Source organism: Allobosea sp. Root483D1, assembly GCF_001429505.1.
Lineage (GTDB): Bacteria > Pseudomonadota > Alphaproteobacteria > Rhizobiales > Beijerinckiaceae > Allobosea.
The window spans coordinates 527928-543589 of sequence record NZ_LMJW01000022.1 but is presented as its reverse complement, the minus strand read 5'-3'; the positions used below and the strand labels follow the sequence as shown (position 1 = coordinate 543589).

Here is a 15662-nt window from a genome sequence, read left to right as displayed (position 1 = left end):
GATGACGTTCTCGGCTCGCGTCGAAAAGTACCGTCACCCAAGACATATCATGCATCGGGAGCCAACGCCATTGAACCGGCGAGTCTTCCTCGTCTATCCGTTTCCTATTGAAGTACGATCTCCTTCGCCGCCTAATTCCGAACCCAAACGTGGTTGCGGTGATGGGCCAGGTAAGGCCGATGCTCATCACGCAACGCCAGCCTCGGCGCTCTGTCTAAGGCCAAGGCTTCAAGCGCAGCATCCTCCAAACGACCAGAAGTCAAAACCATTCCATCGTCATCGAATGTCACCAGCCCGGCATCGAATGCAGCGTCCCATAGGGCAGACAGCAGAAGTCCGTTGTGCACGTCGAGTCTCTGAGCGTCCGTCGCACAGTCTGACCAGGGCATCATGTGCGAGGCTCGCAGGAGATCGGGACTCGAAATCCCGCTCAACGGGCAGCTCCCATTCCAGTATTCCATCAGGGCGTCACGAAAGATATTCTGCCCAATCCTGAACTTCTGGGCGCGCTCCCCTTCAGTCTCACCAATTCCCGCCACGGCCTTTTCGTATTTCTCAAGGGGGAAATTGGGCAAGCTGACCGATAAGCGGTACACCGCCTGGACCCGGGCATGCAGATCATCACGAGTGCCAAACATGAAGGCCCTTGCATGGCCTTTGGCCCATGGAGTTGCAGGTTGGGCATCCAGAGCTCGCGCCACACCCTGCAGCATCACAGACAGAAAGAATGGCCCAGAGGTACTCGCGGCGGCCAGCCCAATTTCCCCTGGTGCGCTGGCCGATCGGAAAAAGATCCATCCATCCGCCTCTTCGGGACCAATGCGATAGCCGTGCTCGTTCGCAGCATCTCGCAGCTCAGAGAGCAGGACGAATGGATAGGCAGCGAGACGGCCTTCCGTGCTAATCACAAGTCCACCCCGAGCAAGCGTTGCGCAGGCGGATCGCCATGCAGCTTGAGCTGCAGGTACGGACGTTCCCTGAACTCGGTCGGAGGCGCCGTCGTGGTCGTTACAATGTACTGAAACAGAGGCTTTCCGCCAACACGCTCCAGCTCCTGACCGATATCGAAGAGCCTTCCATAGATTGATAAGCCAAGGTCAGCCTCACGGGGGCTGTCATGAAGCAGGAACGAAGGCACGCGAGTCGCGCCTTCGATGCTGACGCACATCGCGGCCAGGTCGAAAGCAAGGATCTTGAGCGAGTCGATCGCGGCTGTCCTGCGGTCTCCGCCCATGTCTACCGACAGATCAAGACCATTCCCGGTAAGGATAATCCGTCCCTTTGCATCGTGCCCGACCAACCGTCGGATGATCGGGTCGAACTTCTCGCTCATGCGACCAAAAACGCGGGCCTGTTTGTCGCGAAACGCGCCTAGCCGCTCCCTCTCCGTCTCTAGTTTCGTCCCCAGCTCACGGAGACGCCTAATCGCTGCCTCCTGGGTTTCGAAGAGATCAGCCAGTCGCTCGACATCGTCCTGGAGCCTGCGGGCGATATACCAAGTGGACTCTCGGGCGTCGCGGGCCTTCTCGATATTCGTGACACGATCGACAGATCGATCGAAATGCTGCTTGGCCAGAGCAACTTGTGGCAAAATCTGCTTCTGCTCCTGCCGCAAGGTTTCAACCTGCTTCGCTTGGGCGTCGAGATCCGCCTGACGTTGATCCCAGCGCTGCCGACACGCGTTGGCATCGGGTATTTTGTGCGAGAGCTTGCATCCCTCCGCCAAGGCCCGATCGATCGGGACCTCACAGATCGGGCAGATCGGGCTTTCCGCCTCTACATTGGAGTAGGAAAGTCCCGGCAGCTCCCCCCGAATCATCGCCAAGGCGCGTTCTTCCGCGGGTACAAGAGCCTCGATCCGGATGCGTTCGCCGTCGAGGCGTGCCCATTCACTTCTCGCGGCCTCTCGTTGCTCGCGTGCTGCGACGAGCTCTGGGTCGCCACCAACGGGAAGCTGACTTGCCGCCGCCAGGTGGGCGCCGGCAGACTTGCGCATGACATCGATCAGCAATGGCATCTCGGGGAGCGCCTGCCCCTGGAGGTCGAGACCCGTAACGAGCCGAGTTTGCGTACGCTCGATTTCCCACCGGCGATGGCCGATCTCTTGATCCAGGACTCGGCGTTGCTCGCTGAGGCTATTCACTTCGCCACGCGTGGCTTGCTCCTCAGGGGTGATTGCCATCAGAAACGAACGGAGCGCTTCGAGCCTCGGTCCCTTCTCCTGTCCGCTTGCCGGCAGCGGGGAATCGGAATCCGATGTCGGCGACCGCCAATCCAGAACATCGTCGAATCGACACTCCTGGTCTCGCGTCAGCCAAGCCAGCGCGATTGGCCAAATGGGCCCATTCGCCTGTGGGCGGACCAACTCGGCAAGCGCGGTGGTGATGATGCGCTGGTCGACCGCTTCGATGAACGGTTCCATCCCAGTGGAAGCGCCCTCGCCAGCGGCGATCTCATCGAGATTTCCGCCCGGCACAGCCATGTGTCTCCGACGCACGCCGAGTGGGCGAACAATCGCCCAGCAAATCCCATCAAGCATGACCTCGGCACCGACGATGCCATTCAGGAAGGCTGTGCCGATCCGATCCCGCTGGGCCTCGGTGGCGAAGCGATCCTCGCCGAGACAATAGCGGACAAGCCGGCAGAACAGCGTCTTGCCGCTACCATGCCCAACGGCATTGGTCTGACCTGCCAAAGCGGCATCATCTGCTCCATCAGGTGACCAGACGATGTTCAGGCCGGGACGAAGTTCGATGTCCCGCACCTTCTCCCCGCCGGGCTCCTTCCATATGACGAGGCGCCGCACCCAAAGCCGCGGCCCCTCCACCCCTGTAGCGGGCGTTACCGTCAGGGTTTGCGGGGCGAGAAGGTCAGGCTGCTGCGGCATTGGTCACCCACTGCTGAATGTCAGCGGGCAGCGAATTCACCGCTGCGTCGAGGCTGATGCTTTCCAATGCGTCGAACACGAAGACCGAGCGGCCGTCGGGCCATCCCGAGGTGTCGATAGCGTCCAATCCGGAGCCGGGTGCCCATGTCACACCCTGGAGATCCTCAACCAATCGCCCGTTGCCGCGGTGGTTTCGGACGGCAGCGCCCCAGGCTGTGTTGTTCCTTGCGACAAATGTGGCGACATTGTCGGCAAGAGGATCAGCTTCCGGCCCCACCAGGCGGCGCCATTCTGCCGCTTTGGCGATCGGCAGGAGCGGAGCAAGTAGGCGCGGCTCCATAACGAAGGCAGTGGCGAGAAGAACATCGCGGATCAGCTTCGGCCCAACCATGGCTTTGAGAATGGCAGCCAAGGCAGCGCCCGTGTCTCCAGGGTTAGATTGTTGAACCCGAGCCCATGCGTTGTCCGGCAGCGCGACCACAAGCGATGTTGGCTGAGCGGAGCGGAACTCGATTGGTCCGCTCGCCAGGTGTGATCCCGACAGCCGGTCATAGGCGTCGAGCACGAGACGGCGCGTGCGGAACTCGCCGAAGGCGGACTCCTCGTTGCGCTTAAGACCGCGGAAGGTTTCGGAGGGATAGTTCGCCCCATGCGTATCGGCCGGATCTAGCACATAGCGCAGTTCATCGCGCGAAAGCCCGTATTTCAGCGCGAACAGAGCGTCGAGCTCGGCTCGCAGATCCGCGCGGCGGGCGGCATCGAAGATAAACGGTGAACCCGCGTAGCCGAGATCCTCGGCCCATGGACGCATCGAATACGAGGTATAGGTGAGTTCGCGCACGCGCGGCATGATGAAGGCGCGATCGTTGCCCGAAAATTGGTGTGGGGAGAGGACGGGGAGTTGCTTGTAGATGAAGTAGTTCATCGTTGTGCCGCCAATCTTTTGACGTGCAGCATAATCAAAGGAGATCGACGACAGGTTCGCTATAAAGCAAGTAACCTCCTCTGCGCCGGCGTCTGCGCATTCCATTAGAGGAAGCTTATTGCCCACACCTACCTTCGGGAAAATACTCGCGATCACCGTGCGTTCGTCGGTGGATCGGCAGATGTCCCGCCAACCCATCAGCCAGTGTGGCTGTTTGCGGTTGATCAACGCGGCCGTGAGCGCCAGCGGATCGGCGGGACCGGTCTTGATGAAGACGAGATCGTCGTCGGTGAGCGGCATCTCACGGCGCATCTCGCGCGCGCCGTCCGCGGCCTTGTGAAGCCATGTCGCGAATTTACCGCCTACAATATCGCGCTCGAGCGCACGTTGCCCCAGCATATCGCGCAGACGCGCGCTCGCGCGGGGAGCTGAGCGCGCCAGGTTGCCCGCCAGCAAATCTTCGGGGTCCAACGTGCCCAGTACCCATTGCGCCAGTACCTTCAGGCACCCCTCGGCGTTCTCCTTACGGAAATATTGCTTGAGGCGCGACGGCGCGCGCGCGACGCGCAGCTCTACCTCGGCCTGCGGCACCCAGTACCACGGGTCGGCCTCGTAGTCGGGATCGGCCTTGGCAGCGTCTGGCGACGGCGGCAATGAGCCCTCGCCCGAGCGCTCGGAGAAGCCCGCGTAGGAACTGAAACGATGATCGAAATGATGGATCATCTTCGCTTCGTAGAGCGGCACGTAGCGAGGTTCGTCTCGACGTACCCAATCCGCTCCATCACGCTGGAAGCTATGCGCGGCGAGCTGTGAAGCAGTGCGGAACAGCTTGCTGTCCGTCGACATATCGAACAGGCGCTGAAAAGTAATGCCCCACGGATTATCGTTGCTGTCTTGGTGCTCCGGGCGCTCGCGAATGAGTATGGGCGCTGCGCGATAGAGCTTTCGAGTCAGAACCGCATCAAATTCGGTTCTAAAAATTGGAGAAGTTCCAGTGTTTGGATTCAATTCAAGAATTTGATCAGGCGTGAGCGTGAGATGACGCCGTTCATCTCGAAACTCTTCCTCTGTTCTTGAAAAGAAACTGAGTTTTATTGCCGCAGGTCCCGTGTTCGCTTGACCTACCGTTAGAAGGCAAAATTTGAATCGAGCGTGACCAATATCGTCAAAGAACCCAAGTCCGGTTTGGAAGTCGTATAGGCTGAAGAGCTTTCGGTTGACTACCAGATCGCCGAAGAACGCACTTGTCGAGCTGTCGGTGGCGACGCCGGTTGGCACGATTATTCCGGCGCGTCCGCCCGCCCGCGCGAGCTGGGAAAAAAGTTCGGCGAACAGCGCGTAGGTGTTGACATCTCCTGTCCCAGTCAGGGGGAAGCGCCCGCCCTTGCGCACGAACACGCTTGCCGCCTCGGACGCGCGCTTCGTGAACTCGAATTCCGCCGCTAACGACGCCCTCGGCGTCCCCGGATCGGCCTGCTTCAGCGCCTTGATAAGCGCACCCCGCTCGGCCTTGTTTGCAGCGGTCGCGATCTCGGGATCGCGGGCGGCGAAGAACTCCTGCTCCTGCAGCTTGATTCGTTCCCACGGTGGATTGCCGATCACCACGTCGAAGCCCCCCCGCGCCATGATCGCCGGGAATTCTAGTGGCCAGTGAAAGGCGCTGACCGAGTGAGCAATCCTCTCGACCTCTGCGATGAGCGGGTCATAAAGCGGCTGACCACGCGCCGCCGTCCAGACGTGGTCGGTTTCCGGCATAAGAGGCCGGGTGAAGTCGGCGGGCCCCGGAATCGGTCCGGTCTTCGGAATGAAAAACGCGGCCACATAGGCGTCGCTGGCGGTCTTCAGCCGCGACCAATTCGGTCCGCTGTGTATCCGCGCGAAGGCCGCCTCCTTGGCGGCGACATCGGCCAGAGTGTCCTCCGGCATAGCCGTCAACGCTTCAGCCGCGCCGATGAGACCGGCCGGCGGCTTCAGCTCGGCGAAGAGGCCAGTCGCACCCTTGCCCTCCCGCTGCTCCTTGTTGCGGCGGGCATAGACTTTTGCCACTTCGATGTCGTCGCCCTCAAGCGCATCGTAGGCCGCGTCGGGGATGCCACCAGCGAGACTAGCGACGTCGAACATCCCGACAAGACTGTCACCACATCGGATATGACTGTCCAGGAAAGCGAGTGGCTTACCGGGCTCTAGCGCCTCGATCCAGAGCGCGACCTTCGCAAGCTCTACCGCCATCGGGTTGCGATCCACCCCGTGGATTGAATGGCGCGCGACATCACGCATCGCCGCGGGGTAGTCTGGTGCTTCGCTGTCGCGCAGTTGCGCCACACGGGCCGCCATCCGACGCGCGGCGCCAAGCAGGAAATGACCCGATCCACAGGCTGGATCGATCACGGAGAGCTTGAGGATCGCCTCGGCACCTCCCTCCGCTTCGGCCCGCATAAGAACGGGATCGAGCGTGGAATCGAGTAGCGTCTGGACGAGGCTGTCCGGCGTATAGTAGCTGCCCGAGGTCTTGCGCGCATTGCCCTTGGCTTCGTCGGCATCGGCGAAGCCAAACCGTCGCCCATGGTCCTCGCGGATGGGGACAAGCTCAAGCAGTCCCTCATAAACCGACCCAAGCTCCTCCGTCGCCATGTCGCGCCAGTTCACCCGGACGCGGCGTCCATCCTCTATCAACCAACTCAGGTGGAAGATGGCACGCAAGAACGCCCGATTGGGCAGCTTCACATCATCAAGGTCGGGCGTCGCGCCGCGCGCAAAAATCCCGCCCAGCGCAGGCAATCCTAGCAACTGCTCACTGCGCTCCAGAGCTCGGAAAACGATCTTCGCCACTTCCCAGGCGTCATGATGATGATCGTGCGACGAACGCCGCGCCGACCGCTCTCGCATATGGCTGAAGCCGTAAGCCGAAGCATAGAGGTCGCGCGCCGCCTCCGATGCGTCCGGTCCGTGCAGGAGTTCGCGGTCCTCGGCGACGGCCAAGAAAATCAGTCTGTAGACAATACGTAGAAGCTGCTCGAACCAACCCTGCGTGCTGGTATGGTTTTCATCGAGCTTCGCGCGGAGATCGGGGTTCGCGTCCAGGCACCCCTGGCCGAGTGCCAGAAGCGCTTCCTTGACGCTCTTTCCAAGCCGATCGCGCGCCGCGGTTCCGGCTCTCAATCCAGCGTCGCGCCAGCGCTCCAGCGCGCAATCGGCCGCTGCAGCACCCTCGCCACCAAAGCGCGTGGCATGAATCAGCAGCCACGTCGCTGTAAAGTCCGCGAACATCTCGTCGCGGAAGATCGCCCCAAGATCCGCTTCGATAAAGGCCGGCCGGGTGAAGCTGTCATTGTCTCGCATGAGGCGAAGGCGGTCCCCAGCAAAGACCAGACCCCATAAGAACTCGGAGCTTGCGTTCAACCAATCCTGAAGCAGCACGCTCGGAGAACGACGCGGAATCGTGCCGCCATGATCGTCGCCCATTTGCGTAAGCGCTTTGGTGAACGCATCCCCTTCCGGTAGGGACGCGACCACCACGATCGGCACCCGGCCGCCCTTTGCCTCAAGGGCAATGCGGTACGTATGGCCATCCTGCTGGTGAACGTTCGGACCGCGCAGAGCTTCGAACCCGAACGCCTCCTGGAGCAGGCTTTTCACAAAGGTCGCTGTCTGAGCTTCGTTGGGCGCCGGCAATTTGGCATACGCCTGCCAATGCGCTTGGCCGATCCTGAAGTAGCGCGTGATCTCGTCTCGGAGGTTCGTCCCTTTGGGACAACCATAGTCGGCTGCCGCCTTCTGATCCGGCGCGGTGGCGGCGATCGCCGCCACCTGATCGGGGGAGATCAACCCACCTTCGATCGATACAGCGGTAAGCCCAATATTGGCGGTGCGTTTGAGATGCCGGGCCATCACTCGCCCTCCGGAAGGAGGACGTAGAGACCAATGACGTCCGCTGGTAAGACAGGAACAACCTCGACCGTCGCCCCGCCGCGTGCGGCTTCCGTCAGCCGAAGATGGTCCGCAGAAAGCGCAGCGCCGCGTCCCGCAGCGTAAGCTCCTACCGCAGGCTGATAACTCGCCAGTCGTTCATGAGCCCGTTGAAGCTGACGCGCAGCAGCAAGCTCATCAAGATTCCCTGTTGCCTCAGCCTCGAGAAGTTCAAGAGCGGACGGTCCTTCGAGGAGCGAAGCCGGAGCTATTCCCCCAAAAGCAATCCCAGTGGCCTCCTCCGCCAACAGCATGCGGTTTGTACGGCCGCTAGTTATGAGCTTGAAGCGGAGGCGTAGCAGCAGCAGCGTTGTCATTTGACTGACGGCTCGTGTGCGCCAGGCGCCGCACCGGCCAAGCGGCCGGAACGCGGCGCCTTCCGGATCAAGTGCGCCCTCTGCCAAACTCTCGGCCAAGCTTGCGACGAGGGGGTGGACGCGCCCGAGGTGGGTAACGCCCGGTGCAGGATCATCCTCGAAGCCAACCCTTCGCGTCCCACGCAAACCCCGCGCTTCCAGGCGCTCCTTGATAGCGTCGGGCATCGCGTCGAGATGAACGAGATGGTGCTTTCCGACCTTCTCCAAAGGCGCTCCCACGCGCTTCAAGGCACGTTCCGCGAAGCGTGCGACTTCGGTCGGGCCGCCATTCAGCGCACGCATCTGCTGCCATTCCGGCAGTACCTCATCGGGCTTCAGAGCTCCCTGCGCGTATCGCGCGCGACTTGCCTTCGCGTTTTCCTCGGCGTCGCGCCATCTGCCATCGAGCCGCTCGCTTGACAGGCCGAAATCGAATGCCAGCTGCTCGCGATGTCCTCCGGCACGAAGCATGAGCGCCTGCATGAGCGCCGAGGTCACGCCGTCGCTGTCCTCCGGCATCGGCACGGAGATGCCTGTCGCCTTGCGAATGGCTTCGGCTTTACGAAGAATAACCTGCAATACCGCGCCGTCGATCGCGCTGTTTTCGCCGAAGATGGTGACCGAACGGACGACGGGCGACTGCTGACCAAATCGGTCAACGCGACCTTCCCGCTGCTGATGACGCGTCGGATTCCAACTAAGGTCGTAGTGAACCACGGCGTCGAACAATGACTGCAGATTGATGCCTTCGGAGAGGCAGTCAGTCGCGACCAGGATACGGCTCTCGGAGCCGTCGAGCAGGTCAACGCGGGCTCGCCGCTCTTCTGGCGGCAGGCGTCCGGTCACGACCGCTACGTCAGCCTTCGGCCAAGTTCGCTTTATCTCTTCACCAAGCGCCTCAGCCGTTGCGATGAACCTGCAGAAGATGACTGGCTTGGCGCCTTCCTGAAGCAGCCCCTTCAGAACCTTCAATAGCCGGGCAACCTTGGGATCCTCGGCGCGACGGCTATCAAGGAACTCTGCCATGGAGATCAGCGCGGCGAGCTCACCGCGCTCCTCAGCACCGGCGCTGGCCGTGCCCGGCTCCACATCCCCTTGGTCGAGCAGCCCTTCATCTTCGTCGAAGACGACAGGCTGCATCGCCTCTTCGTCCGCCACCCCGGACAAGCGATTGCGAAGAGCATTGGTCGCGGCCGCGGGTGACGAGCCGACGCATCGCATCAGCGCGAGCGTACCCCAGAAAGCAAGCCGCCGGCTGCGTTGGTCCGTGCCGGCCCGCTGAGTGACAGCCAGGCAGTAGTCGAGAACGCGGTCATGGAAGGTGGCGAATTCGCCGCTGAGGCTAAAGGGCTCGTCCTTCACATTGTGGACGGGAAATATTCGTTTCTCTTGCCAGCCAGCCTCAGTGATATCGGGTCGGCGCCGCTGAACGTAATGCTGAGCGAGGCGGCGGCCATATCGGGCTCTTGCATTCTCGTCGCCATGCGGACCTCCGGCGAACTCCGGGCTAATGAGGCCCAACAGACGGTCGAATGCGGCTTCATCACCGCTGTGCGGCGTTGCCGTCAGCAGCAGCATGTGGCGCTCTTCATCAGAGGCCAAGCGTTCGAGAAGCTCGAAACGCTGATGCCTTCCACGGTCTCCGCCGATGCAGGCGTGCGCTTCATCGACGATCACGAGGGACGGACAAGCTCTCGCGAACTCATCGCGGCGGCTATCGGCCTTGATATAGTCGAGACTGACGACAGTGTGCGGATAGGCCTCGAACAAGCTCTGAGCCGCAGGGAGCCCGCGCTCTAGGCTGCGCGCCCTGGCCGATGTCACGGCGACGGCGTCGATGTCGAACTTTTCTGCAAGTTCGTCGACCCATTGTTCAACGAGGTGCGGCGGACACAGTACCGAAAAACGGTCGATCAGGCCGCGATCGAGCATCTCACGGATGATCAATCCTGCCTCGATCGTCTTGCCGATCCCCACGTCGTCGGCAATCAGCAGCCGCACGACCGACAGCTTCAAGGCCATCATCAGCGGCACGAGTTGATAGGCGCGCGGCTCCACACCGAGATGGGCGGCGCTCCGGAACGGGCCGGCGCCACGGCGAAGCGACAGACGGAGCGCATCCGCCAGCAACCGCGCACCATCCTGGGTGTCCCGCCGCTCAGGCGTTGGTGGAGCAAATCGCGCGGGCTTGACGGGATTGACTTCAAGCGCAAGCGCGATCCGCTGCGCATCGGCTTCCGACCCCGACAAGGGCCTGACGTTGAGGATGTCATCATCGGGAGACGGGAGAACGACCCACTCTCGTCCCCGCGCCTCGACAAGATCCCCCGGCGAAAATCTGACCGCTTCCACTATGCCGCCCCCAACAACTCAACCAGCGCCCTCGGCGCCGCATCTCCGGGCACATCAGGAAGCTCGACGACATCCACCCCCAAGTCGGCACATGCCGAAGCAAGTCCCCCCGGCACATGTCCCGATACCGCGAGCACCTGGAAGCTTGGCCAATAGAGGTCGTATACAGTGCCGTCGACTTTGCGCGAGGATGGTGCTGGCAATCCCCACCGGCGGATCGCGCTAAGCCAGCCGCTTGCGACCTCCACCGGTCCAGCCTCCCCGACCTGAGGCTCTGCGAGCTGGCAGAAAAAGGCCGTGACCTCCGAGTCGCGACGATCGATCAGATTGTGATCGGGCTGGTTGAAGTATGAGAGCAGGCAGCGATAACAGCCGGCGACGCAAGCGTCCGACCGCTCCTTGAGGCCGCCATCCTCAGATGGGAAATCATAGTGCATGAGGTCGAGCGCCTGGCGCGCGATTTCCGCCATCCGCCGAGGATCGGAGACAAGGCGGTTTAGGACCCCAGCTCCCCCCTCGGTGGCCTCATAAAGGAGGATCGCCTTGCGGTCTTCGCGCCTAGGCAAGGGCTCGCCCAGGAGCTCGCCCTCCTCCAGTTCAGCAACGATCTGGATACCTCGCAAAAGAGCATGCTGGAGGGTCGCCATCTGCCCCTCGCCAAAATGTGCAAGCGGCCGCACCAGGAGCGCATTCTTGTGGTCCTCGACGATCGGCACGATCCGTTGCGACTTCGGGATTGTGACGTCCATGTCATCGTCATCCCCGCCATTGAGCGTATCCTTGACCCATCGCCCCGACGTCGGATCGATGCAGAAGCCGTTTATCGACTTCGACTTCCGTCGGCGAAGTCCCTTGTTAATGCGCGATAGCTTTGCGCGTGCGCCGTAATCGAGGAGCAGAAGCGGCTCTCCTCCCGAACGCAAGGTAAGCGTGCGGATATCAGGAACGCCTTTTTCGAATTGCCATTGGAAAACGGTCTGGATCTCAAAGCCACGCCTCTGCCGATCTTCATCATTCGCCGTGATCCTAGCCGAAGGTGCGGTTTCAACATTGTCGATTCGATAAACGTTATCGAGCCGATCCACGCCGGCCAGCGACGCGCTGCACGCATGGCATCGCTCGAGCTTGTCATCGACGTGAGCCGCTCCACACTCGGCGCACAAGATGAGGCTGGTGGTGGCAAGCTTGCCATCATCGAGGCGTCCGTGCGCCGGCAACTTCGCACGGACGACCCGGTAGGCCCGCCCCTCATGATAGATCAGGCTGTTGGGACCGAATTCGGAAATCGCGAGGAAGCGCGGCCTTTGCAAAACAGCCGCGCGCTTGGTCGCAGGAATGAACGCATAAAGCGGGAGGCGCGGGAAGTTGTAGCCCGGCAGGAATCCTTCGGTCGCCAAATAGCGATACGTGTAGAAGTCTGAACCGTTCGAGGCCTGTCCGCGCTCGAGCATGTCGAGCTCTTCTGTCGCACGGAAATGACGCCGTGCTGCCTCCTTGCGCTCGCCTGGCTTGAATGATGTTCTCTGCTGAATTTGATGAGCCTCATCCTGCTCACGGCGGGCGCTTTGGTAGAGTTCCCGCCAGCGGCCGAAGCTGCCTGCGAAATTCTGCGCGGCTTCTCTATCAGTCTCATCGACAAAGGCATTGATATCGGCCAGCCAAGGCGCATCGGCCAGTTCGACCACGCTGGCAGTTCGCTCAAGCAGACGCCGCATTGTGGGTTTTGCCGCTCCGCTCGCGACGAGCTTTGCGAAGGCGGATTCAATCTCATTTGAGACCGCCATCTCCGACGTCGCCATGTTCAAATTCTCGGGGATCGACGGCTTTAGCGGCACGACGGCCGCCGCCAACCACTCTGCGTGGAGATGGCTTCGCAGCAGATCGCGATTGGCAAGATCCAGGGCCGGCGGCTTCACGACGCCCGCGACGAGCCCTTGACGATTGTTGAAATAATACTGGTCGTGGGGAGACTGGGCGGCGCAATAGGTGACAACAAGCGCTGCTTGGCCGCTGCGGCCAGCACGGCCGGCCCGCTGCACGTAATTTGCCGGTGTCGGCGGCGCATTCCGGAGAAAGACAGTGTTCAGCGCGCTGATATCAACTCCGAGTTCCATTGTCGGCGAGCAGAACAGCGCCGGAAGGAAGCTGGCGGGCTCGCCTTCCTGGCGCATTTCATCTCGGTTGTGAGCGATTCTTTCGATATCCGACTTCCCGAACCGGAACCGGTCTTCGCGCCAAGCACGGACCTTCTGGTCGACCTGAGCGGTGTGCTCCCGAGCCTCGAAGGCAAAGGGCAAGTCGCCCTTCTGCCCGAGCATCTCTGCGACTTCTTCATACAGCGTGCGGAAAAATGGGTTCTCGCGTTTCCCATCCGCCCTTCTGGTTGCAGGAAAGAGGCGCAAGGCCGTCGATGCAAGGCGCCACGCAGGAGCCTCGCCGCCGGTGAACACCCGGCGAATGACCTGGTGATTTTCGGCGGCCCTCAGGAGCGTGGCGATAACATCGTCATATTCTTTGACGGGTAGCGGCTCCCCCCAAATATCCTTGCTGCGCAGGGCCTTGCCCAGCGCCGTCCGCCAGCCGCCGCGTACGATCAACACATCTTCCGCTGCGCTGATCTCCGCCTTACTTGGCGGGTCGATCATCAGAAATCCGGCTTGCCGTAACTCCTGCTCTTCGTTCTGATCGATAAGCCAGGGATCGCGGAGGTGGTTCCTCGACGTCTCGGCGACTTGCAATATCCGCTGGCGATCGAGCGCCTCTGTAGCGATGGCAAGGCCGCGACGCATATAGTCGAAAAGCAGGTTGAAGAGCCTGGCCCGCAGCTGGGGCGTGGCGGCCGCCAGTCGCGGGTTGTCAGCGAACTCTTCGTCGTCGCCCGCTAACTCACCCAGCCCAGGGAACCGGACCTCCACAAGGCCGGCCTCTTCGAGATTAGGATTCGTGAAGCGCCAGCCTTTCCGAAGATCCGCCCACATGCGGTGTGCGAGGATAGACGTCAGCACTTCCTCGGCCGCTTGGCGATTGTGAAATCCCTTTACACGTGGATCCGCCATCCAGTCGGACAGACGATCGGGTTCCTCAAGGTCGAAGCCAAGCGCCTTGCGAACGGCTTCCCCGAACCGAAGATCTGGGAGGCCCTTCTCACCTGCTACACGCACGGCGCGTAAGATGCCGCCTCGGAGCAAGCTGACGAAAATGAAGTCGTTGAAGTGCCCTGCCTGCAGAGCCGCATCTTGGCGATTGTCTGTAAAACCCAGAAGCTTACGGGCACTTTCCTCAAGCGTGCTGTCCGCCTCCATCCATGCCAAAATGGTCGAGACGATAAGCGTCGTCGCAGAACTCCGCCCTTCGGCCGATAGACCCGCCAGCTTATTGATGTCACGTGCCTGTTGTGGCGGCTGATGACGGCAATGGGGGCAAAAGCGATACTTGCCGCCGAAGAACCAGGCCGGCACCCCGTCATCGGTGAGCGATCCATCAGGCTTCACAAGGAGAAGCTGCCCCTCGTGCTTGCCCCGATGCCCCGCTTTCAGCCGCTCCTGTCCTGCCGGCGTCGTTTCTTGCCAATCATCCGGATAGTCGGCGACAGCGCCCCCGAACAAGAAGTCAGCATTGATCGCAGGGACCAGAAACCCGGTCCGTGATCCATCTGGTTCCGGGGCTTCGCTTGCCGGATCATCAATCGGTCGTGCGAGAACGCGAACACCATCGAGCGCATTCTCAATCCGAACGCTGTGGTGCTCTTGACCGCATTCACGGCAAAAGAAGACTGGATATAGGCGCGCGTTCGGATCGGATGGATGAAATACCTGTCCTTCCAGCACAACACGCCGATCGGTCGCAGGCTCGATCGTTGCGTATGCGTGGCCAGCACCAGAAATGAATCGATGAAGCTTAAATGCCAGGAATGCCCGGTCGCTGACGCCACCGCGAAGATCTTCGCGGCGCCCCATCAACGACAGCATCCCGGCAAGAGCAACTCTGCATTCTTCTGAAGGGATGTTTGTCCGGGCCACGAGTTTGGAGCTCGCATCGCTCAAGGTCATGGGCGCGCGACGGCGCAGTTTCTCGCCCTCGACAAGCCCGATCTCAGTCTCGATCCAGCAGGCGAGCGGATGGGAATGCAACTCCTCGTCCGTCAGGCTTTCCGGTATTGGCGCCAGAACCGCGTCCGGGAGTGCTGCTCCGAGGCTTGTGCTGTTGATCCGGGGGTCCGTTGCCCTGGCGAGATTCTCATCGATGACCGATGCCGAACTGAGCTCTTCCCCAAAAATCAGCTTGCCGACGCGAGCAACGGCGCTTGCTCGTTCGATCTCGTCGTGCGCGCTCGACATCGTCGCTGACGTACCGATGCACAGCAACTTTCGCTCTTTGACAAGGCGGTCTTTAACGCGACGCACCAGCATCGCGACATCCGCCCCCTGACGGCCGCGGTAGGTGTGCAGTTCATCCAGCACCAAGAAATCCAGGCCGACTGCATTGGCGATGACGGCACGATCGAGTTCATCCTGGCGCGTCATGAGCAGCTCGAGCATCATGAAGTTCGTCAGCAAGATATCGGGCTTGGCCTTGGCGATCGCCTGCCGTTCCGCATCACTTTCTTGGCCGGTATAGCGGCTGAAGGTCGGGCGCAGCTCCTCGTCGAGCCCCGAGCCGCCGATGAATTTTTCGAGCTCTTCAAGCTGGCTGTTGGCCAACGCGTTCATTGGATAGATGATGATCGCGCGCGTCCGCTGCGGCTCGCCTGCGCGCCGCGCGCGCACCACTGCATCGACGATCGGCAAGAAGAAGCACAGCGACTTTCCTGACCCCGTGCCTGTGGTCACGATGAAGCTTTCACCATTGCGCGCCTTCGCAACAGCGCGATCTTGGTGTCGGTGAAGCTTTATTGGCGTACGGTCAGGGCCTGCCGCGAATATCCTGCTAAGAGCCGGATCGAGCACTTCTTGCGCAACAAGCTGATCAACAGAATGACCAGACTCGAAGCGCGGATTAATGGTGATCAGAGGCTCGGGCCAAAACCGCTGCTCATTATAGGCAGCATCAACTTGAGCACGGATTTCCGGCGCGCGGATCTCCGAGAAGGAGCGAGCGAATGATTCATATCGCTCTATCAGCGCTTGATCGAGATCAAAGATGTCCACGACGCCCCTCCCCAGTTACCTCGTATTTG

The 15662-nt window shown here is 61.2% G+C and carries 5 protein-coding genes; all 5 read right to left on the bottom strand.

What is annotated here, in order from left to right:
* Positions 1–131: 131 nt before the first annotated feature.
* The 5 genes from ASE66_RS25435 to ASE66_RS25415 are packed head-to-tail and all read right to left on the bottom strand — an operon-like array spanning position 132 to position 15633.
* The gene (locus ASE66_RS25435) at positions 132–908 is read right to left on the bottom strand and encodes an HNH endonuclease (protein WP_057192516.1); all 777 of its coding nucleotides are present in this window, start codon (positions 906–908) and stop codon (positions 132–134) included.
* Positions 905–2887 carry a hypothetical protein gene (locus tag ASE66_RS25430; RefSeq protein ID WP_057192515.1) on the bottom strand — a complete coding sequence of 661 codons (1983 nt, stop codon included), beginning with the start codon at positions 2885–2887 and terminating at the stop codon, positions 905–907. The genes ASE66_RS25435 and ASE66_RS25430 overlap by 4 nt, the downstream gene beginning before the upstream one ends.
* The gene (locus ASE66_RS25425; protein WP_057192514.1) at positions 2871–7700 is read right to left on the bottom strand and encodes an Eco57I restriction-modification methylase domain-containing protein; all 4830 of its coding nucleotides are present in this window, start codon (positions 7698–7700) and stop codon (positions 2871–2873) included. Before ASE66_RS25425 ends, ASE66_RS25430 begins: the two co-directional genes overlap by 17 nt.
* Positions 7700–10486: a DEAD/DEAH box helicase gene (locus ASE66_RS25420; protein WP_057192513.1), complete on the bottom strand. Its 2787-nt coding sequence runs from the start codon at positions 10484–10486 to the stop codon at positions 7700–7702. Before ASE66_RS25420 ends, ASE66_RS25425 begins: the two co-directional genes overlap by 1 nt.
* Positions 10486–15633 carry a DEAD/DEAH box helicase gene (locus ASE66_RS25415; RefSeq protein WP_057192512.1) on the bottom strand — a complete coding sequence of 1716 codons (5148 nt, stop codon included), beginning with the start codon at positions 15631–15633 and terminating at the stop codon, positions 10486–10488. The genes ASE66_RS25420 and ASE66_RS25415 overlap by 1 nt, the downstream gene beginning before the upstream one ends.
* Positions 15634–15662 lie beyond the last annotated feature (29 nt).

Bases quoted from the DNA above. Each gene is read 5' to 3' on its own strand.
- ASE66_RS25425 (WP_057192514.1), bottom strand. From the start codon at position 7,700: ATGGCCCGGCATCTCAAACGCACCGCCAATATTGGGCTTACCGCTGTA.
- ASE66_RS25430 (WP_057192515.1), bottom strand. From the start codon at position 2,887: ATGCCGCAGCAGCCTGACCTTCTCGCCCCGCAAACCCTGACGGTAACG.